Consider the following 20310-nt stretch of genomic DNA (forward strand, 5'->3'; position numbering starts at 1 on the left):
ATGGTGCTGTCCCGGGCGGGAGTTGAACCGCCCGAAGCGAGACGAGGCGTCTCGCCAACGATGTCCACTGTCGGCGAGACGGATCGTCTTGTCAAGGGAGTTGAGACGGCACGTCTCGCCTCGCCCGCTGATACATTCGAGCCATGGCCCAGAAGACCGCTCCCGACTCCAACCGCCGCAGCGAGCGCTCACGCCGCGCGATCTACGACGCCGCCCTCGCCCTCGTCGGCGAGATCGGCTACCCCAAGACGACCATCGAGGGCATCGCCGCCCGCGCGGGCGTGGGCAAGCAGACGATCTACCGCTGGTGGTCGTCCAAGGCGGAGGTCCTCATGGAGGCCTTCATCGACCTCGGCGTCCAGGCGGCGGAGGCGGCCGGAGCGGGCGACTGGGCGGAGGCGGACGGCATCCCGGACACCGGCGACATCGAGGCCGACCTCAAGGCGGTCCTGCGCGCCACCGTCGACGAGCTGCTCGACCCCCGCTACGACGCCCCGGCCCGCGCCCTCGCCGCAGAGGGCGTCGCCAACCCGGCCTTCGGCGAGGAGTTCGTCGGCCGCCTCCTGATGCCCTCCCTCGAGCTGTACGCGCGCCGGCTGCGCGCAGCGCAGGACGCCGGTCAGATCCGCGCCGACGTCGACCCGTACATCGCCCGCGACCTGTTCTCCGCGCCGCTCGCCCAGCGCTGGCTCCAGGGCACGGGCCCCCTGGACCACGCCTACGCCGACGCCCTCGTCGAATACGCCCTCTACGGGCTCAGCCCGCGCTGACCCGCGCCCGCACGTCCGACGGGGTGCGGGCCAGCAGGCCCGGCGCGTCCGAGATCACGCCGTTGCAGCCGAGCCGCAGCACCCGGTCCCGCTGCCGCGGCGAGTTCACCGTGTGCGCCCACACCCGCGGGATCCCGGACCGCGCGGCCCGTACGAGATCGGCGTCGCGCGCCTGGTAGTCCACGTCGAGCAGGTCGACGAACCGGGCCCAGCGCGCCGGGCGGTCCGTGCGCATCTGGATCTTCGAACGCCACAGCTGCGACGTGAGGCCCATGTGGTGGGCGCGCAGGGCGACGGCGGGGTCGTTGGAGTTCACGAACACCGACCTGACCAGGCCCCGGCGTCGGATCATCGCGGCGAGCCCGTCCAGGCTCCGCGCGTCCTTCGCCTCCAGTGTCAGCACGATGCGCCCGCCCAGGCGGTCGAGGACCTCGGCGGCCGTCGGCAGCGGCTCGGCGCGCCAGCGGCCCGGCAGCGAGGCCCTCGGGCGCATCCGCACGCGCGCCCACTGCCGCGCGTCCAGCCTGTCCACCGGGCCCGACGTGTACGTCGTGCGGTCCAGGGTCGGGTCGTGCATGACCACGATCGTGCCGTCGCGCAGCATCCGGGTGTCGAAGTCGAGGACCTGCGCGGTGCCGCGCGCGTAGGCGGCCGTCAGGCCCGACATGCTGTTCTCCGGGACCTCCAGGGCGCCGCCTCGGTGCGCCGTGTAGACGATGCCGTGGAGGCTGCCGACGGTCAGGGGAGCGGAGCCCCACTCGAGCGGGGAGGGGGTCAGCGGGGCGAGAGCGAGGAGCCCGCCGAGGCCCGTCAGCGCAATCCGTGTGACCATGCCGACCACGGTAGGCAGGCAAATCACCGTAAACCCGCTAATGACACCCGATTATCTTCCGCGTCTCGTATCGCTCGGCATCGCCCCGGGTACCCCGGATGTGGACTGTGGCCACCCGCGGCGCAGGATGGTGCGACCATGGGACATGCTTCTCGGTACTACGGCGAGGTGAGGGGATTGATGGGCGCGGAGTACGGCCGCCGGTCCGGCGGACAGGGCAGGATCTCCCAGTGGCTGCGCGCCAGGCGCCCGAAGGAGACCGAGGGCGACGACGGCCGCGAGGCGCTGCTCCTGGCAGCGGCCGACGCGGGACTGCCGCTCGCACCCGCCGCGTACCCCACCGACTACCGGTGTTCGTGCAGCCGCATCGGCTGTCCCACGCCCGGCAGGCACCCCGTCTCGTTCGCCTGGCAGACGCAGTCCACGACGGACCGCGGCCAGATCGAGCGCTGGGCCAGGCATCAGCCGCAGGCCAACTTCATCACCGCGACCGGCATGGTCCACGACGTCCTGGACGTCCCCCTGGAGGCGGGCCGCGAAGCCCTCGAACGCCTCCTTGCGGCAGGCATCGACGTCGGCCCCGTCGCCGAGTCCGGCGGCGACCGCATGCTTTTCTTCACCGCCACCCGCGGCACCCCCGAGGACGAGGACGAGTGGTGGCCCTGCGAGCTGGACTGCCACCCCGAGACGATGGACGAGCACCCCGGCCTGCGCTGGCACTGCCGCGGCTCGTACGTCCCCGTGCCGCCCGCCCGGCTCCCCGGTGACCTGACCGTCGACTGGCTGCGCGGCCTCGAACACCCGCTGCCGGACCCGCTCACCCTGCTCGAAGCCCTCACGGACGCCTGCGCACGCTACGTGGGCGAGGAGAAGGACTTCACGGCAGCCTGGCCCTCGCGCGGCTGACGGGCGAGGGCCGGAAGCTCGCAGAGAGCCCCCAGGGCCCTAGTGCCTTTCGTTTGACGAAAGACCCAGACCCTAGCTGCCCTTCGCGCCCGTCAGACCCTCGAGCCGCGTCAGTATCTCGACGTCGCCGCCCTTGGCCGGGTCGACGGCGACCTGGTTCGAGATGCGCTCCAGCGTCAGCGACTGCTTGACGTCGCCGGTCATCAGGGCCTTCACGTTCTCGTTGTCGACCGTGATGCTCAGGCCCTTGGACGCCGTCTGCTTCTCGTAGTGGTGCGTCGCGAAGAACACCATCGCCCCGCCGTCCGCGGTCCGCAGACCCAACGGCGCGTAGTCGCCCGACGTCATCGGCTCGTCGACGTACTGCCGGGCGAGGCCCGGACGGCTCGCGTTCTTCTCCCGCGTGGTCCGCCACTGCGACGTGTGCCGGCCCGGCGCGAAACCGTCCCCGCCGTCCTTCAGATACGTCGCGTACTTGCGGCTCATGTCCTGCGGCGCCACCACGAGCCCCGCGGCGTCCGCCGTCACGGGCTGCGCCCAGCCGTCCTTGTCCTTCTTGAACTCGGGGACGTCACCGGGCGACATGAGGGTCAGATACGCCACCTGCCACGGCCGGTTCACATCGTCGCGGGTGAAGACGAGCATCCACCGGAAGTCGCCGCCCCGGTTGGCCTTCGTGTTCGCGACGAACCAGCGGGGCCAGCCCGCCTTCTTGGGGATGGTGAACTCGGCGTCCGACAGCTCCAGATCCGAGTGGTTGGGGTTGCCGTCGGGGTGATTGGTGTGACCGGCCTTCAGCTTGGCGGCGTCGATCGCGCCGAGCGCGCCCGTCACATGGTCCTCGTCGAGTGACCCGTCGTACGCCTTGTCGGCCTTGTTGTACGCGGTGGTGAAATCCTTCAGGGCGCGGGCGGCCTCGGCCTTCGTGGCCGCCGGGAGGACCTCCCGCTCCCCGTGCACCGTCACACACCCGCTCGCCGTCAGTGCCACGGCGGTCGCGAGGGCCACCGCCGTAACCGGCTTCCTGAGACCACGAGGCCTGCGGAGGAGCTTGCTCATCGGTTCTCTTCACCTTCCCCTTCCCGGGCCCGAACCCTATCGGGGAGGGGAGCGGCGCGAGCGTCCGGATCAGGCTTTGGCGGACTCACGAGGAGACTGCGCCTCGGGCTTCGGCTTCCGGGACAGGAAACCGGCGGGCGCGAGGAACACCGCGAGCGTCACGATCAAGTACAGCAGCCAGACGACGACTTGCAGCACGGTCGGATCGGGCTGGAAGTTGAACACGCCCTTGAGGAGCGTGCCGTACCAGCTGTCCGGCGGGATCGTCTCACTGATGTCGAACGCCACACTGTTCAGCCCACCCAGGAACTGCGCCTCCTGGAGGTCGTGCACACCGTACGCGAGGACGCCCGCCGCCACGATCACCAGCATGCCGCCGGTCCACGTGAAGAACTTCGCCAGGTTGATCCGCAGGGCGCCCCGGTAGAACAGCCAGCCGAGGACGACCGCCGTCAGCAGACCCAGCAGGACACCGATCAGCGGCCCGTGCGTGCCGTCGTTCGACGCGCGCACCGACGCCCACACGAACAGGGCGGTCTCCAGGCCCTCGCGCCCCACGGCCAGGAACGCCGTCGCAACCAGCGCGGCGGTACCCATCTGCAGAGCAGCGTCCAGCTTGCCGTGCAGCTCCGACTTCAGATGCCGCGCCGTGCGCCGCATCCAGAAGACCATCCACGTCACCAGGCCCACGGCGACGATCGACAGCGAACCGCCGAGCGCCTCCTGCGCCTCGAACGTCAGCTCCTGCGAGCCGAAGGTCAGCGCGAAACCGAAGCCGAGCGCCACGGCGACGGCGATACCGATGCCGATCCAGATGGGACGCAGCGCGTCCCTCCGCTCGGTCTTCACCAGATACGCAATAAGAATGCAGACGACGAGGCTGGCCTCGAGTCCCTCGCGCAGACCGATCAGATAGTTGCCGAACATCGTGTCCTCATGCCTCCTTGGAGAACAGCGCCCGGCCCCACCAGTCGCCGGAGTCCCGGACGCCCGGCGGGACGGCGAAGACGGCCGAACCCACGTGCTGGATGTACTCGTTGAGCGCGTCGCTGCGCGACAGGTTGCGCTGCACGCGGATGAACCCCTTGCGCACGTCCTTCTGGTAGGCCAGGAAGAACAGGCCGGCCTCCAGACGGCCGAGACCGTCCGTGCCGTCGGTGAAGGAGTAGCCGCGGCGCAGGATGGTCGCCCCCGCGTTGGAGTCGGGGTGCGCGAGCCGCACGTGCGCGTCCGGCTTCATCGCCTTCAGGAACGGCTCGTCGCGCTCCTTGGCCTTGCCGACCGGGGCGCCCTCGCCCTTGTCGCGGCCGAAGACGTCCTCCTGCTCCTGGAGCGACGTACGGTCCCACGTCTCGATGTTCATCCGGATGCGCCGCGCGACGAGGTACGAACCCCCGGTCATCCAGGCCGAGTTGGCGTCCGTGTCCTTGGCGCCGACCCACACGTGCTCATCCAGGCGGGCGGTCTCGGTGCCGGCGATGTTGCGGGTGCCGTCCTTGAAGCCCATCAGGTTGCGCGGGGTCTGCGCGTCCGGAGTCGTCGACGACGTCTTGCCGAAGCCGAGCTGGGACCAGCGGACGGCGACCTTGCCGAAGCCGATCCTGGCGAGATTGCGGATGGCGTGCACGGCGATCTGGGGATCGTCCGCGCAGGCCTGAATGCACAGGTCACCGTCACTGCGGGCCTTGTCGAGATTGTCACCGGGGAACTTCGGCAGGTCGACGAGAGCCTCCGGCCGCCGGTCCGCAAGCCCGAACTTCTCGAACAGGGACGGGCCGAAACCGATGGTGAGGGTGAGCCGGGACGGCTTGAGGCCGAGCGCCTCGCCGGTGTCGTCCGGCGGCGCCTCGGGCAACCCGCCGTACGCGCCCTCGCCGACCGCGTGCCCCTCCGTCATGCGGGACGCCGCCTTCGTCCAGTCCTTCAGGAGCTGCACGAACTCGTCGCGGTCGTCGGTCTTCACGTCGAACGACGCGAAGTGCAGACGATCCTGCACGGCGGTGGCGATTCCGGCCTGGTGCGCGCCGTGGAACGACACGGCGCCGCCCGAGTCGGCGACCGGCTGCGGATCGTCACCGGTCCGCGTCACGGCGACGGTGCCTCCCGCGGCGGCGGCACCGAGCGCGAGCCCGGCCCCGCCCACCGCGAGCAGCGAACGACGCGACGGCGTACGAGAGTTGTCCGATCCGACCGAGATATCGGCGGTGGTGTCCGTCATCCCTGACCCCTTACCTGAGTACCCGGAGGACTACTTGACGACGACGGCGGCGGCGAGCTTGGACAGCGGCTCCGCGAGCGCGTTCACCGCGTCCGAGAGCTCCTTGCGGTCCGCCTTGCCGACCTTGTCGTAGGAGGTGAACTCGTAGGAGGTCTTGTCCTTGCGGTACTTGTCGAGCAGCGTGTCCAAGGCGGCGAACTGCTTGTCGAGCTCCTTCGTCAGCGCGGCGTCGTTCTCCGCGGCGACGGGCTTGAGCAGGTCGTACGCCTTCTCGGCACCCTCGACGTTGGCCTTGAAGTCGACGAGGTCGGTGTGCGAGTAGCGCTCCTCCTCGCCCGTGACCTTGCCGGTGGCGACCTCGTCGAGGAGCTCCTTGGCGCCGTTGGCCATGGAGGTAGGCGTGATGTCCGCCTTACCCACCCGCGTCTGCCAGTCCTTCAGATCCTTGTCGAGCTGACCGGCCAGCTCCTTCTCCCGCGAGCCGATCTTCTTGTCCTGCCACAGCGCCTTCTCCAGGCGGTGCCAGCCGGTCCAGTCCGTCTTCGGGTCCTGCCCCTCCTCCAGGCCGTCCGCGCGGACGTCGACCTTCGGGTCGATGTCACCGAAGGACTCGGCGACGGGCTCGGTGCGCTCCCAGCCGATACGGGACGGCGCGTACGCGGCCTGCGCGGCCTTCAGGTCACCCTTGCGCACGGCGTCCGTGAACGTCGTGACCTTGGGCAGCGTCTCGTCGGCCTGCTCCTGCGCGTAGGTCCGGTAGGCGGCGACGGCCTTGTCCAGACGGGCGTCACGCTTGACGGCCTTGCCGCCGGTGACGGTCACCTTCTGCCGGATGCCGTCGCCCTTCATGCCAGGCTTGCAGGCGATCTCGTACGAGCCGGCCTTCACTTCGGCGGTGAGCTTCTGCTTGGTGCCGGGGCCGATGTTCTCGCGCTCGCTGACGATCCGGTCGTCCGGGAACAGGACGTAGACCTCGGTGACCTTGGAGCCCTTGTTCTCTATGGACAGCTCGACATGGCCGGCCGGGAACTCGGTCTTGGAGACATCGCACTTGTCATCCGTGGCGGTGACCTCGACGACGCGGTCGCCACCGGCCTTGGCGTCGCTCTTCTGGGTGCAGCCCGTGACGGCGGCCAGGGTCGCCGCGGTGGCGGCGGCGGTGACAACAGTGAGTCGGACGGCTCGCATGCGGGCTCCAAGACGGTGAGGCACAGTGAGTGAGGCGGACCTAACTTAACCGAGGCTTACCTCAGTGCTACCCGGGGGTCCAGTGATTCAGCTCTCACAAAAAGGCACCGATCGCGCCCCGGCTACAAGCGACCCATGGGCGACCCGAGAAAAGGCAAACGAAAGGCAAAAACCCGCCAACCCCCACCGAGTGATTGACTGTCCCGGTGACGGACTACGACGTGCTCCGAGTCTTCTGCGGCCCCGATGGCGACCACGGCAATGAGCTCGGAGTCGTACGCGAAGGAAGTGACGTCCCGGACAGGGACGAGCGACAAGCCCTGGCCGCGAAGCTGGGCTTCAGTGAGACGGTGTTCGTGGACGACCCCGAGCGCGGCGTCATCGACATCTACACACCGACCACGCGCCTGCCCTTCGCCGGATACCCGTGCGTCGGCACGGCCTGGCTCCTGGACGTACCCGAACTGGTCACGCCCGCGGGAGTGGTGGGCACGCGACTGGACGGGGAGTTCACCTGGATCGAGGCGCGACCGGAGTGGGCGCCATCCCGGACGCTGCGCGAGTACGGCTCGGCAGCAGAGGTGGAGAAGCTCCAAGTTCCCCCGCCGGGGGAGTGGGTCTACGCCTGGGCATGGGAGGACGCGGCGGCAGGACGGGTGAGGGCCCGAGGGTTCCCGGGCAGGAACGACGGAATCGAAGAGGACGAGGCAACGGGGGCGGCAGCACTCCTGCTCACGGCACACCTGCGCAGAGCCCTGAACATCACACAGGGCAAAGGCTCCCAAATCCTCACGGCCCCCCAGCCGGAAGGCCTGATCGAAGTAGGCGGCAGAGTCCGCCTGACCTGATCAGGCGGCGCTGCTGAACTCCTCGCCGAGAGCCCTGAAGACGGCGGTGTTGAGGGCGAACGCCCGCTTGCACTCGGCCACGATGCGCAGCTTCTCGAGCTCATCAACGCGAACCCCATCAAGCAGAACGCGATAACTGCGCTTGAAAGCAGCAGGGTTCGGAACCCCCTCGAACACGTAGAACCGCACACCATCACCCTTGCGGGCGAAGCCCCAGTTCTTCTCGGCCTTGTCGCGAATGATCTGGCCGCCGGACAGATCCCCCAGGTACCGGGTGTAGTGATGGGCGACGTAGCCCCCGGGCCAGTCCCGGGCGCACTCGGCGACGCGCGAGGCGTAGGCCTGGGTGGCCGGCAGCGCGGAAACGCCGTCGCGCCACCCGTCCCCCCGGAGGTGGGCCAGATCCCGCTCGATGGCGGGAACCCGGAACAGCTCGGCCTGAATGAACGGACCGGCGACGGCGGACCCCTCCAGCCGCTCCGCCGCTTCCTCCAAGGCCCGGTAGACGAACCAGAGTTGCTCGGTGTACCGGGCGTAGGCGTCGACGCCGAGGGCTCCGCCGAGAAGGTCACTCATGAACGTGGTGCTCTCGGCCTCTGTGTGCTGTTCGTGGGAGGCGGTGCGGATCAGGGTGGAGAACGGCGTATCCATGAGGCCTCCAGATCATTAAACTTAGGCTTACCTAACTTACCAGGTTCCCGACGCCCTGTCGGTAAAAACGCTACCCCGATCGCTCACCCGGGCAACACAAAAGGCCCGCCCCACAGAGGGACGGGCCTACGGACGAATCCGCGTCAGGGCAGAGTAAGGATGTCCGCACCGGTGTCGGTGACAACGAGCGTGTGCTCGAACTGAGCGGTCCGCTTGCGGTCCTTGGTGACAACGGTCCACCCGTCGTCCCACATGTCGTACTCATGGGTGCCGAGCGTGAGCATGGGTTCGATGGTGAAGGTCATCCCGGGCTGGATGACGGTGGTGGCGTGCGGGCTGTCGTAGTGCGGAATGATCAGGCCGGAGTGGAACGACGAGTTGATCCCGTGCCCGGTGAAGTCCCGCACGACTCCATAGCCGAAGCGCTTGGCGTACGACTCGATGACGCGGCCGATGATGTTGATCTGACGCCCGGGCCGGACGGCATTGATGGCGCGCTTGAGGGACTCACGGGTCCGCTCGACAAGAAGCCGGGACTCCTCGTCGACATCACCGACCAAATAGGTCGCGTTGTTGTCGCCGTGGACGCCGCCGATATACGCGGTGACATCGAGGTTGATGATGTCGCCGTCCTTGAGAACGGTCGAGTCGGGGATCCCGTGACAGATGACCTCGTTGACGGAGCTGCACAGCGACTTCGGGAAGTTGCGGTAGCCGAGGGTCGAGGGGTACGCGCCGTGGTCGCACATGTAGTCGTGCGCGATGCGGTCGAGCTCGTCCGTGGTCACACCGGGCGCGATGGCCTTGGCGGCCTCCTCCATGGCCCGCGCGGCGATCCGGCCGGCGAGGCGCATGGCCTCGACCGTCTCCGGGGTCTGGATCTCGGGACCCTTGTACGGCGTCGGCGCGGGCTTGCCCACGTACTCGGGACGCCGGATGTTTCCGGGTACGGAACGAGTGGGAGAGAGCTCCCCTGGTACGAGCAGCGACTGGCCAGACATGCCAGCGAGTGTATCGAGCGGCTGTGGGGGACCATGGTCATGGCGAGAGGAGCCGCAGATGGCCCTGTTCAAGAGGCGGACCGTCGGGAAGCCCGGCGAGTGGTACTACTGCCTGGAGCACCAGAAGGTCGAGGAGGGGCCCGAGTGCCCCAACAAGGACCGTTTCGGCCCGTACGCGTCGCGCGCCGAGGCGGAACACGCGATGGAGACGGCGCGTGAACGAAACCTCGAATGGGAGACGGACCCCAAGTGGCACGACGCCACGGCCAAGGACGAGAACGAAGAGACCTGACGCCGCCAAGAGGGGCGCCCCTGACCCGCGCACGACTGGCCGCCCCGACCGGCACTAGGCATCGGCGCACGAGACGCGGCCCGGAAGGCAGCAAGTCCCACCGGCGCTGAGACGCGTACGAGACGGGAGGGGACGCGGGGGCATGTGCGCGCGCAGCCACCAGCACCACGTACAGGCAATCAGCTGGCCAACGTGCACCCGTAGAACAGCGAGCACGTACATGCCCCCGCGGCCCCGCACCCGAAAGCACAACGGCCGACGACACCCCGCACCCAAGAACGCACCCCCACCCACCACCCACCCTTCAAGCGCCCCCTACCATCCCGCAGGCGGCGGCGAAGTCAGATGATCCGCCAGACGGGACAGCCGATCGCGGAAGCGCCGCCGAGGCCCCCGGCCCGGCCCCCCGACGGGATTCTCGCCCGCCGCCGCGCTGACCAGATGCTGCGCCGTATCGAGGTCGAGATCAGGCCCGGGCGTGAGCGCCTCATGAGCCATGGCATGCAGATCACGGTCACCCGAGTCGATCGCCAGAACCGTGGCCCCCGCCCGCCGAGCGTCATGCACCCGCTCCAGCAGCTCCTCACCGGGCGCCCCAGGCGCCACGACGAGCAGGGTCTCGCCCCGCCGGGCCGCCTCGATGCGCCCGAGCCCGACCGCAAGATGGGCCGGATCCCCAACCCCCGCCCGGTGCCGCACGAGCGTGGGCGACAGCTCGGGCATGCCGGACCAAGCGGCTTCGTCCACAAGATGCGCCGCGAGATGCCACGGCTCGTACTCGGGCGTGCCGACGAGGAGCAGCCCACCCCCGTGCGGCACGACGGAGGTCCGCAGCGCACCCGCGAAGCGGCGCGCGGCGCCCAGCCACTCGGTTCCGGCGAGTACTTCCCGCAGCAGTGCGACCCGTACGGCGTCCATGCCTGCGCATACTGCCGCAACAGTCCACTCGTCAGGCCGAGTTCACCGGGAATTCCCTCTGGGCGGGGAGGGATGGGGGGTGCTGACTGAGACGTCTGTTCCCTTCCGCGCGGGGCGCGAGGGATACGCGAGTTTCCGGATCCCCGCGGCTGTCACGACACACTCCGGCGTGCTGCTCGCGTTCTGCGAGGGACGAGTGGGATCGAGGGAGGACCACGGGAACATCGACGTGGTCCTGAAGAGATCCACGGACGGCGGCCGCACCTGGGACCCGCTCCAGGTGGTGGCGGCGAACGGCGACGACCTGGCAGGAAACCCGGCGCCGGTGGTCCTGGACACGGGACGGGTCCTGATCGTCCACGTACGGAACGCGGCGCAGGCCACAGAAGCGGCGATCAGACGAGGCGAGGTGGAGCCCGAGGACGGGCGCCGGATCTGGGTGCAGCACAGCGACGACGAGGGGCTGACGTGGTCCGCACCCAGGGAGATCACGGCGCAGGCAAAAGACAGGACCTGGCGCTGGTACGCCACGGGCCCGGGCCACGCGATCCAGACACAGAGCGGACGCGTGGTGGTGCCGGCCAACCACTCACTCCCGCCCGCCGGAGGCGACACCGGCACGGAGGGGAAGTACGACGGAGGCCACTGCCTGCTGAGCGACGACCGGGGCAGGACCTGGCGGCTCGGCTACGTGGACGACCACCCGGACGGCTATGTGAACGTGAACGAGACGACAGCAGCCGAACTGCCCGACGGGCGGCTGTACTTCAACGCCCGCAACGACTCGCCGGCGCCGGGCACGAGGGCGGACGCGACATCGGAGGACGGCGGCGAGAGCCTGGTCAAGGCGTTCCGGCCGCAGGCGGGCCTCGTGGGCCCGGTGGTGGAGGGGAGCCTGCTGAGGCTGGGGGAGCTGCTGCTGTTCGCGGGCCCGGCGGACCCTGGGTCCAGGGCGCTGATGAGCGTGCGGGCGAGCGAGGACGAGGGCGTCACCTGGCGCGTGGCCCACACGGTCGACGGCCTGCCCGCCGCGTACTCCGACCTCGTACAGACCGACGACGAGACGGTCGGACTCCTCTACGAGACGGGAGACTTCGGCGCGTACGAGACGATCACGTTCAGACGGATCCCGGTCGCCGCGCTACTGGCTCGTACGCCTGAGTAAGGTCACCGTATGACCTCTACCGACAGTGTGCAGAAGGCGCCCGCGAAGGACCCCTGGGACCTCCCCGACGTATCGGGCCTGGTGGTCGGCGTGCTGGGCGGCACGGGCGACCAGGGCCGCGGGCTCGCGTACCGGCTGGCCCGGGCGGGCCAGAAGGTGATCATCGGATCCCGTGCGGCGGAGCGCGCCGAGGCGGCAGCCGACGAGCTGGGCCTGGGCGTCGAGGGCGCGGACAACGCGGAGTGTGCGCGCCGCAGCGACATCGTGATCGTGGCGGTGCCGTGGGAGGGCCACGGCAAGACGCTGGAATCGCTGCGCGAGGACCTCGCGGGCAAGCTCGTGGTCGACTGCGTCAACCCGCTGGGCTTCGACAAGAAGGGCGCGTACGCGCTGAAGCCGGAGGAGGGGAGCGCGGCGGAGCAGGCCGCGGCGCTGCTGCCGGACTCGCGGGTCACCGCCGCCTTCCACCACCTCTCCGCAGTCCTCCTGCAGAACGCGGAGATCGAGGAGATCGACACCGATGTGATGGTGCTCGGCGAGGCCCGCGCCGACACCGACATGGTGCAGGCCCTCGCCGGACGCATCCCAGGGATGCGCGGCGTCTTCGCGGGCCGGCTGCGCAACGCGCACCAGGTGGAGTCACTGGTCGCGAACCTGATCTCGGTGAACCGCCGCTACAAGGCACACGCGGGGCTGCGGGTCACCGACGTATAACCAGCCGTAGCCGCTGCGCACAACGGACGCGGAGCCGACGTGCAGCCGCGGGAGGGGCATGGGGGACACTGGTCGGCGTACGACCTCTCCGTCCGACAGGAGCCGACCCCCATGCCCCGCCTCGCTCTGTACGCCCTAGTCGTCTGCGTCCTCTCGGTGGTCGCCGCCGTGGTCGCCTTCGTGCAGGGCAGTCTGCTCGGCATCGTCTGGGTCCTGCTCGCGGGCCTCACCTCGAACATGACCTGGTATTACGCGCGCCGGGCCAAGGCGGAGAAGCAGGCGAAGGCGGTAGCCGCCTCCGCGCCTACTGCGTGACGACGGGGATGTCAGGGGTGCCCTGCCAGAAGCGATAGAACTCCTGCCCCCAGTAGGTGTCCCACTCGGTGACACCGAGGGAGCGCAGAATCGCGTGGATCGCGTCGAAGAACACCTCATTCACCCCCGGGATCCACAGGATGCCGAAGACGGCGAGCAGCCCGAACGGGGCGAACGGCTCCACCTGCCTCCGGAAGCTCCGGGACAGCCAGGGCTCGATGACGCCGTAGCCGTCCAGGCCGGGGATCGGCAGGAAGTTCAGGATCGCCGCGGTCACCTGGAGCAGGGCGAGGAAGCCGAGCGCGTAGCGGAAGGTGTCCGGCACCCCGGTCAGCGCGTCCAGCCAGAACGGCGCCGTGCACACGACGGCGAACAGGACGTTGGTCAGCGGGCCCGCCGCCGAGATGAGGCTGTGCCGCCAGCGGCCCCGGATCCGGCCCCGCTCGATGAAGACGGCGCCGCCGGGCAGACCGATCCCGCCCATGATCACGAAGATGACGGGCAGCACGATGCTGAGCAGGGCGTGCGTGTACTTGAGCGGGTTCAGGGTCAGATAACCCTTCGCGCCGATGGAGATGTCGCCGCTGTGCAGGGCCGTGCGCGCGTGCGCGTACTCGTGCAGGCAGAGCGAGACGATCCAGGCGCCCGTCACGAACAGGAAGACGGCGATGCCGGGCTGCGCGGCGAAGTCCGTCCACACGGCCCAGCCGGTGACGGCGGTGACGGCGGCGATGCCGAGGAAGACGGGGCTGATCCTGCGATCGCTGCGACGGGTGGCGGCGGTGGTCATGGAGGATGGCTCCCGGGGTGCGTGCGGCCTGGTGCGGTGCGGTGCGGGGTCGACGGGCTGACCGTATCGGTGGTGCGGTGTGGGGGGAACGTGCCGGGGCAGGCCCCGGGTTCCGCGAAACCGGCGAAGAAACCGGCAAAATGTGCCCACTGCCCCCGCCCTGACGGGTATCTGGCCGCCGCCGGAACCCATGCTCCGCGCCCCGGATCGCCCTCCCGCCGAAACCCGGGCGCGGTCCGGCGGCCCGTTTGGGGACAATGGGCCAGTGCGCTACCGCATCCTCGGCTCCACACAGGCACTCCGCGACGACGGCACGGCCGTCCCCGTCGGCGGGGCGCGGCTGCGTGCCCTGCTGACCGTGCTCGCGACGCGCCCCGGCCGTACCGTCCCGCCGCAGGTGCTCGCCGACGAGGTGTGGGGCGCCGAACCGCCCGCCGACGCGACCGGCGCGCTCCAGGCGCTCGTGGGCCGGCTGCGCAGGGCGATCGGCGCCGACGCGGTGCACTCGCTCGACGGCGGCTACCGGCTGGCCGCCACCTCCGAGGACATCGACCTGTTCCGCTTCGACCGGCTCGTGAGGGACGGGGTACGGGCGCTGGCCGACGGAGACCCGGGAAAGGCCGCGGCCGTCCTCGACGACGCGCTCGCCCTGTGGCGCGGCCCCGCGCTGGCCGATCTGCCGGACCGCTCGGCGGACGCCGCCCGCTGGGAGGCCCTCCATCTCGACGCCCGCCGCACGCGTTTTGCCGCATCGCTGGCCCTGGGCAGGGCCGAGACCGCGCTGCCCGAACTGACCGCGCTGGGCGACGCGCATCCGCTCGACGAGCCGCTCCAGGCGCTGCGGCTGCGCGCCCTGCGTGACGCGGGCCGCACCGCCGAGGCACTGGCCGCCTACGAGGGGGTACGCGTCGAGCTCGCGGAGCGGCTGGGAACCGACCCGGGCCCGGAACTGCGCGCCCTGCACGCCGACCTCCTTGCGCCGCACCCCGCCGCCCCCTCCCCGCAAGGCGCCGGCCCGTCCGCCCCCGTCAGAGCACCCGCCCCCACCGGCAACCTCCGCGCCCGGCTCACCTCGTTCGTGGGGCGCGCCGGGGACATCGGGGCGATCCGTGAGGACCTCGGACGCGTGCGGCTCGTGACGCTGCTCGGCCCGGGCGGCGCCGGGAAGACCCGGCTGTCCCAGGAGGCCGCCGAGGGCATGGATCTGCCGGACGGCGTGTGGCTGGCCGAGCTCGCACCCGTCGAGGACCCGGACGCCGTCCCGGAAGCCGTCGTCACGGCGCTCGGGGCCCGCGAGACCGTGCTGCGCGGCGCCGGCGCCGAGGAGCTGCGGGCCGCGTCCGACCGGCACGGCGAGGACCCGCTCGTACGCCTGGCCGAGCACTGCGCGCACCGCCGCATGCTGCTGATCCTCGACAACTGCGAGCATGTGATCGAGGCCGCCGCCCACCTCGCCGAGCAGCTGCTCAGCCAGTGCCCCGGTGTGACGGTCCTCGCGACGAGCCGCGAACCCCTTGGCGTACCGGGCGAGTTGCTGCACCCGGTGGAGCCGCTGCCGGAGCCGTTCGCCCTGCGCCTGTTCGGCGAGCGGGGCGCCGCCGTGCGGCCCGGGTTCCGGGTCGGGGACGACGAGCGGGCCGCGGCCGAGATCTGCCGGCGCCTCGACGGACTGCCCCTCGCCATCGAACTCGCCGCCGCCCGGCTGCGGATGCTCACGCCCCGCCAGATCGCCGACCGCCTCGACGACCGCTTCCGCCTGCTCACCTCGGGCGCCCGCACCGTCCTGCCGCGCCAGCAGACGCTGCGGGCCGTCGTCGACTGGTCCTGGGATCTCCTCGACGAGGAGGAGCGGACCGTCCTGCGCCGGCTGTCGGTCTTCAGCGGCGGCTGCGACCTCGCGGCCGCCGAGGCGGTGTGCGGCCCCGGCGCCCTCGACGCGATCGGCTCACTCGTGGACAAGTCCCTTGTGGTGGCGGCCCCTTGGGACGGCGACGAGCCTGAGGGGGAAGACGAAGGAGACGACGCACCCGCCGCGGACGACACCCGCGACCAGGCCGGCGCCATGCGCTACCGGCTCCTGGAGACCGTCGCCGAATACGCCGGCGACCGCCTCGACGAGGCCGGTGACCGGGCCGACGCCGAGCGCGCCCACCTCACGTACTACCGCGAACTGGCCCGCACCACCGACCCGCAGCTGCGCGGCCATGGTCAGCGCGCCGCCATCGCCCGCCTGGAACGCGAATACGAGAACCTGCGCACCGCCCTGCGGCACGCCGTCGCCGCCCGGGACGAGCAGGAGACGCTCTCCCTGGTGCTCTCGCTGGGCTGGTTCTGGCAGATGCGCGACCTGCGCGTCGACGCCCGCAACTGGTCGCGGGAGGCCACCGAGCTCGGTCCCGACCCGTTCGCCCCGCCCGCCGCCCCCGCGCCCCCGCTCCACGAGCGCTGCACCGACGTCCCGCCGCCGCTCGGCCCCGAACTCCTCGTGGAGGCGCGGCGCGGGGTGCATCTGCTCCGCCTCGCCTACATGGACATGGAGATGGAGACCTGGCAGACGGAGGAGGGCGGCGCGAAGCTGCGCGCCATCGCGCAGGCGTACAGTCCGGGCCTCCCGCAGACCTGCCGCCCGCCGGGCAACCTCTGGTTCTACGCGGTGATGATGAGCGGCGACATGGAGGCGCTGTGGAACCTCGCCGACGTCACCGTGCGGACCTGCCGCGAACTCGGCTACACCTGGGAGCTCGCCCTCACGCTCCAGCTGCGGGCCAACATCCTCGCCAACCGCAGCGACTGGGCGGGCGACGCCGTCCGGGACGCGGACGAGGCCCTCGAACTGTTCACCCGGCTCGGCGACCGGTGGGGCGTCGCCGAGGCGCTGTCCGCGCGCGGCGAGGCCCATGAGCGCAGCGGCGCGTACGCCGCGGCGGCCGAGGACTACACGGCCGCCATCGAGGGCGCCGAACGCCTCGGCGCGCAGGCGCAGGTGGCGATCCTGAACGCGCGGCTCGGGCAGGCCCTCATCGAGGACGGTGACGGCGAGCGCGGCGAGCAGCTGCTGCTCGGCATCCTCGACCCCGGCAAGCGCCATGCGAACGAGGCCTGGCCCGCCGCCCGCATGTTCCTGTCCGGGCGGTACGGATCCACCGGCCGTGTCGCCGAGGCGCGTGAGCAACTGCGGCTCCTCCAGGAGGAGTTCAAGGCGATGAACTTCGTCGTCTTCCGGGGCTTCATCGTCGGGATGCAGGCCTGGCTCGACTCGGAGGAGGGCCTCGCGGACCAGGCCCTCGCCGGCGTCGCCGAAGCGCTGGAGCTGGCATCGGACCCGCTGTCCCTGGTGATCGCCCCGCACATGCCCGCCATGCACCTGGTCACCGCCGCCCGCTCCCTGAACCTGAGCGGCGACACGGCCGACGCCCACGACGCCGCCCGCCTCATGGGCGCCGCCGACGGACAGCTTCCGTCCCGGCACGTGCGGTCCTACCTGGAGCGCGACGCCCGCGCGTCCGCCGAGTCCGCGATCCGTGACGTCATCGGCGACCGCGCGTACGACGCCGGATACGCCGAGGGCGGCGGCCTGTCTCTCGACGAGGCCGCCGCCCTGCTGGGACGCGATCGCGGTTGATCTTCCGATCCGGCTGAACGTCAGTTCTTCGTACGGAACTTGTGGATCGCGATCGGGGCCATCACGAGCGTGAGGACCGCGGACCAGATCACCGTCACCCACACGTCGTGCGTGACCGGGCCGCCCACCATCAGGCCGCGCGCGGAGTCCGCGAGCGAGGAGAGCGGGTTGTAGTCGGTGAAGGCCTGGAGCCAGCCCGGCATCGACTGCGTCGGCGCGAAGATCGACGAACCGAACTGCAGCGGCATCAGGACCAGGAAGCCCATGCCCTGCACGGCCTGGGCGCTCTTCATCACGACGCCGAGGACCAGGAAGATCCACATGATGGACGTGCCGAAGAGGGCGGTGAGGCCCACGGCAGCGAACAGGCCGGGCCAGTTCGTGATGTCGAAGCCCACCAGGATGCCGACGATCATCATGATCGTCGTCGCGATGAGGAGCCGCATCAGCTCCACCACGATCTTGGCGAAGAGGACCGAGCCCTGGCCGATCGGCAGGGTACGGAAGCGGTCCATGATGCCGTTCTGGAAGTCCTGGTTGAACCCCGTGCCCACCGCCATGGCGATGTTCATGCTCATCATGGCCATCATGCCCGGGACCACGTACTGCACGTACTGGTCCTGGCCGCCGCCGAGCGCCTGGCCGATGGAGCCGCCGAAGACGTACACGAACAGGAGCGTGAAGACGATCGGCATCAGGACCGCGTCGAACATCGACTCGGGGTCCTGGCGGATCCACAGCAGATTGCGGCGGACCAGCGCGCCGGTATGACGGATGTGGGAGCGCAGGGAGATGCGCGAGTCGGCCTCGAGATTCAGGGGAGGCGTCAGCGTCGAATCAGGGGTGGCGCGCAGCGCCTCGTTCAGGGTGGTGGTGGGCGACGGGTGGGGGCTCATACGGCGGCCCCTTCGAGCTCGGAGGTACGGGTGTCGTCCTGCGGGGCACTGGCCTTCTGGCCGGTGATGGACAGGAACACCTCGTCCAGACTGGGCAGTTCGGTGGCGATCGAGCCGATCGTGATGCCGCGCGCGGTGACCGCGCCGACCACGGCGGTGAGCTGCTCGTCGCTGAGGATCGGGACCAGGACGGCGCCTGCCTCGGCGTCCACCGTCGACGTGGCGAGGCCGGTGAGGCCCATGTCGTCGAGGGCGGCGGCCAGCGGGCGCAGCTCCAGCGGGTCGGCCGGGCGGATGCGCAGGGTGCGGCCGCCGACCTTCGCCTTGAGGTCGTCGATGGCACCGCCCGCGATGACCTTGCCGCGGTCGATGACCGTCAGCTCGTTGGCGAGCTGCTCGGCCTCCTCCATGTACTGGGTGGTGAGGAGCACGGTGACGCCGTCGCCGACCATGCGCTTGACCTCGCTCCACACCTCGTTGCGCGTGCGCGGGTCGAGGCCGGTCGTCGGCTCGTCCAGGTAGAGGACGGCCGGGCTGCCGATCATCGACGCGGCGAGGTCGAGCCTGCGGCGCATACCGCCGGAGTACGTCTTCGCCGGGCGCGTGGCGGCGTCGGTGAGGGAGAACCGCTCCAGGAGCGCGTCGGCGCGGGAGCGGGACTCCTTGCGGGACAGGTCGAGGAGGCGGCCGATCATGTACAGGTTCTCGCGGCCGGAGAGCTTCTCGTCGACCGCGGCGTACTGGCCGGTGAGGCCTATCACGCGGCGCAGCTGCCGGGGCTGCTTCGCCACGTCGTACCCGGCGACGAACGCCGTGCCCGAGTCGGGGGTGATGAGGGTGGACAGGCAGCGGACGAGGGTGGTCTTGCCCGCGCCGTTCGGTCCGAGCACACCCATGACCGTGCCTTCGTGCACGTCCAGGTCCACGCCGTCCAGCGCCTTGGTCTCGCCGTAGTGCTTGACCAGCCCCCGCACGGTGACGGAGGCCGTCCGGCCGCCGACGTCACTGTGTGGGGGGTTCTTGTCGATTCGCGTCATGACGTACAAGGTGCCAGGTGCCACCGACAATCCACCGACAGTCGGCCGACAGCCCCTTGTGCGGCACCTACAGAACGGCGACAGCGGCGGCGGAAACGGCAGCAGCCCGCCGACGGGGGAAGATCGACGAGCTGCTGTGGTGCCACTGTGGTTCAGGTGGTCCGGGTCAGTGGACCGAGTGCTCCTCCTGGGGGAACGTTCCGCCGACCACGTCCTGCGCGAAGGCCTTCGCCGCTTCGCCCATGACGCCGCGCAGATCCGCGTACTGCTTCACGAAGCGCGGCATCTTGCCGCCGGTGAGGCCGAGCATGTCGGTCCAGACGAGGACCTGGGCGTCGCACTCGGCGCCCGCGCCGATGCCGACGGTCGGGATGTTCAGGGACCGGGTGACCTCGGCGGCCAGCTCGGCCGGGACCAGTTCGAGGACGACGGCGAAGGCGCCGGCGTCCTGGGCGGCCTTGGCGTCACGCAGCAGCCGGTGCGCGTCCTCGTCGCCGCGGCCCTGGACGCGGTACCCCATCGTGTTCACGGACTGCGGGGTGAGGCCCAGGTGGGACATGACCGGGATGCCGGACTGCACGAGCAGCTCGGTCTGGGCCAGCGAGCGCTCGCCGCCCTCCAGCTTCACGGCGCCGACCCCGGCCTCCTTGACCAGGCGCGTCGCGGACCGCAGGGCCTGTACGGGACCCTCCTGGTACGAGCCGAAGGGGAGGTCGCCGACGATGAGGGCGCGCTTGGTGCCCCGTACGACGGCGGCCGAGAGCATCGTCATCTCGTCGAGGGTGACGGGCACGGTGGTCTCGTACCCGAGGTGACAGTTGCCCGCGGAGTCACCGACGAGCATGACCGGGATGCCGGCCTCGTCGAAGACGGACGCGGTCATCGCGTCGTACGCCGTGAGCATGGGCCACTTCTCGCCGCGTTCCTTGGCGAGCGTGATGTCGCGCACCGTGATGCGCCGGTTGCTCTTGCCCCCGTACAGCGCCTTGTTGCTGCTGTCGGGGGTGTTCTGGGCAGCCGAGAGCTGCGTCATCGCAACTGCTCCTTCTGTTGTCTCGAGGCGCCCTTACGGCGTCCCCGGATCCCCT

20 protein-coding genes are annotated in these 20310 nt (G+C 70.4%); 8 read left to right on the forward strand and 12 right to left on the reverse strand.

Annotated elements, in window-relative coordinates:
• Positions 1–143 precede the first annotated feature (143 nt).
• Positions 144–770 carry a TetR/AcrR family transcriptional regulator gene (locus OHA58_RS25720; protein WP_405481668.1) on the forward strand — a complete coding sequence of 209 codons (627 nt, stop codon included), beginning with the start codon at positions 144–146 and terminating at the stop codon, positions 768–770.
• On the opposite strand, the gene OHA58_RS25725 is transcribed toward OHA58_RS25720, so the two are convergent.
• Positions 757–1602, reverse strand: a complete 846-nt coding sequence (locus OHA58_RS25725) for a glycerophosphodiester phosphodiesterase (protein ID WP_405481669.1) — start codon at positions 1600–1602, stop codon at positions 757–759. The two genes, OHA58_RS25720 and OHA58_RS25725, sit on opposite strands and share 14 nt — an antisense overlap.
• A gap of 180 nt (positions 1603–1782) precedes the next feature.
• Between OHA58_RS25725 and OHA58_RS25730 the strand changes: the two genes are divergently transcribed.
• Complete coding sequence (locus tag OHA58_RS25730) at positions 1783–2508, forward strand: bifunctional DNA primase/polymerase (protein WP_266569430.1); 726 nt, start codon at positions 1783–1785, stop codon at positions 2506–2508.
• Positions 2509–2580: 72 nt separating this feature from the next.
• Here the strand turns inward: OHA58_RS25730 and OHA58_RS25735 are convergent, their stop codons facing one another.
• The 4 genes from OHA58_RS25735 to efeO all read right to left on the reverse strand — a co-directional run bounded on the left by OHA58_RS25735 (position 2581) and on the right by efeO (position 6973).
• Entirely contained in the window at positions 2581–3567 is a 987-nt protein-coding gene (locus tag OHA58_RS25735) for a hypothetical protein (protein ID WP_405481670.1), read from the reverse strand.
• Between the two features lie 69 nt (positions 3568–3636).
• Entirely contained in the window at positions 3637–4494 is an 858-nt protein-coding gene (efeU, locus tag OHA58_RS25740; RefSeq protein WP_405481671.1) for an iron uptake transporter permease EfeU, read from the reverse strand.
• A gap of 7 nt (positions 4495–4501) precedes the next feature.
• Positions 4502–5785, reverse strand: a complete 1284-nt coding sequence (gene efeB, locus OHA58_RS25745; RefSeq protein ID WP_405481673.1) for an iron uptake transporter deferrochelatase/peroxidase subunit — start codon at positions 5783–5785, stop codon at positions 4502–4504.
• A 30-nt stretch (positions 5786–5815) separates the two neighbouring features.
• On the reverse strand, positions 5816–6973 hold the full coding sequence (efeO, locus tag OHA58_RS25750) for an iron uptake system protein EfeO (RefSeq protein WP_405481675.1): 1158 nt from the start codon (positions 6971–6973) through the stop codon (positions 5816–5818).
• A gap of 206 nt (positions 6974–7179) precedes the next feature.
• On the opposite strand from efeO, the gene OHA58_RS25755 reads away from it, so the two are divergent.
• Complete coding sequence (locus OHA58_RS25755; RefSeq protein ID WP_405481676.1) at positions 7180–7821, forward strand: PhzF family phenazine biosynthesis protein; 642 nt, start codon at positions 7180–7182, stop codon at positions 7819–7821.
• Here OHA58_RS25755 and OHA58_RS25760 read toward each other — a convergent pair whose 3' ends face one another.
• The gene (locus OHA58_RS25760) at positions 7822–8472 is read right to left on the reverse strand and encodes a heme oxygenase (biliverdin-producing) (protein ID WP_405481677.1); all 651 of its coding nucleotides are present in this window, start codon (positions 8470–8472) and stop codon (positions 7822–7824) included. It lies immediately after the preceding gene.
• 143 nt (positions 8473–8615) lie between these two features.
• The gene (gene map, locus OHA58_RS25765; RefSeq protein WP_405481678.1) at positions 8616–9473 is read right to left on the reverse strand and encodes a type I methionyl aminopeptidase; all 858 of its coding nucleotides are present in this window, start codon (positions 9471–9473) and stop codon (positions 8616–8618) included.
• A gap of 58 nt (positions 9474–9531) precedes the next feature.
• Here map and OHA58_RS25770 point away from each other — a divergent pair, with 58 nt between their 5' ends.
• Complete coding sequence (locus OHA58_RS25770; RefSeq protein WP_405481679.1) at positions 9532–9765, forward strand: hypothetical protein; 234 nt, start codon at positions 9532–9534, stop codon at positions 9763–9765.
• 315 nt (positions 9766–10080) lie between these two features.
• Here the strand turns inward: OHA58_RS25770 and OHA58_RS25775 are convergent, their stop codons facing one another.
• Positions 10081–10683: a hypothetical protein gene (locus OHA58_RS25775; protein ID WP_405481681.1), complete on the reverse strand. Its 603-nt coding sequence runs from the start codon at positions 10681–10683 to the stop codon at positions 10081–10083.
• An 82-nt stretch (positions 10684–10765) separates the two neighbouring features.
• Here OHA58_RS25775 and OHA58_RS25780 point away from each other — a divergent pair, with 82 nt between their 5' ends.
• From OHA58_RS25780 to OHA58_RS25790, 3 genes are all read left to right on the forward strand, one after another.
• Positions 10766–11848, forward strand: a complete 1083-nt coding sequence (locus tag OHA58_RS25780; RefSeq protein ID WP_405485182.1) for an exo-alpha-sialidase — start codon at positions 10766–10768, stop codon at positions 11846–11848.
• Positions 11849–11857: 9 nt separating this feature from the next.
• Positions 11858–12562, forward strand: coding sequence for an NADPH-dependent F420 reductase (npdG, locus tag OHA58_RS25785; RefSeq protein WP_405481682.1), 705 nt, complete (start codon positions 11858–11860; stop codon positions 12560–12562).
• A 111-nt stretch (positions 12563–12673) separates the two neighbouring features.
• Positions 12674–12877, forward strand: coding sequence for a hypothetical protein (locus OHA58_RS25790; RefSeq protein ID WP_405481683.1), 204 nt, complete (start codon positions 12674–12676; stop codon positions 12875–12877).
• Here OHA58_RS25790 and OHA58_RS25795 read toward each other — a convergent pair.
• Positions 12867–13667: a site-2 protease family protein gene (locus OHA58_RS25795; RefSeq protein ID WP_405481685.1), complete on the reverse strand. Its 801-nt coding sequence runs from the start codon at positions 13665–13667 to the stop codon at positions 12867–12869. The two genes, OHA58_RS25790 and OHA58_RS25795, sit on opposite strands and share 11 nt — an antisense overlap.
• Positions 13668–13932: 265 nt before the next feature.
• On the opposite strand from OHA58_RS25795, the gene OHA58_RS25800 reads away from it, so the two are divergent.
• Complete coding sequence (locus OHA58_RS25800) at positions 13933–17289, forward strand: AfsR/SARP family transcriptional regulator (protein ID WP_405481687.1); 3357 nt, start codon at positions 13933–13935, stop codon at positions 17287–17289.
• Between the two features lie 20 nt (positions 17290–17309).
• Here the strand turns inward: OHA58_RS25800 and OHA58_RS25805 are convergent, their stop codons facing one another.
• The 3 genes from OHA58_RS25805 to panB all read right to left on the reverse strand — a co-directional run bounded on the left by OHA58_RS25805 (position 17310) and on the right by panB (position 20255).
• Positions 17310–18185, reverse strand: a complete 876-nt coding sequence (locus OHA58_RS25805) for an ABC transporter permease (RefSeq protein ID WP_405481689.1) — start codon at positions 18183–18185, stop codon at positions 17310–17312.
• A complete protein-coding gene (locus OHA58_RS25810; protein ID WP_405481690.1) occupies positions 18182–19222 on the reverse strand; it encodes an ATP-binding cassette domain-containing protein in 1041 nt (346 codons plus the stop codon). Before OHA58_RS25810 ends, OHA58_RS25805 begins: the two co-directional genes overlap by 4 nt.
• A gap of 166 nt (positions 19223–19388) precedes the next feature.
• On the reverse strand, positions 19389–20255 hold the full coding sequence (gene panB / locus OHA58_RS25815) for a 3-methyl-2-oxobutanoate hydroxymethyltransferase (protein WP_405481692.1): 867 nt from the start codon (positions 20253–20255) through the stop codon (positions 19389–19391).
• Positions 20256–20310 lie beyond the last annotated feature (55 nt).

The sequence above is a fragment of the Streptomyces sp. NBC_00009 genome (assembly GCF_045040855.1).
Classification (GTDB): Bacteria; Actinomycetota; Actinomycetes; order Streptomycetales; family Streptomycetaceae; genus Streptomyces; species Streptomyces aureus.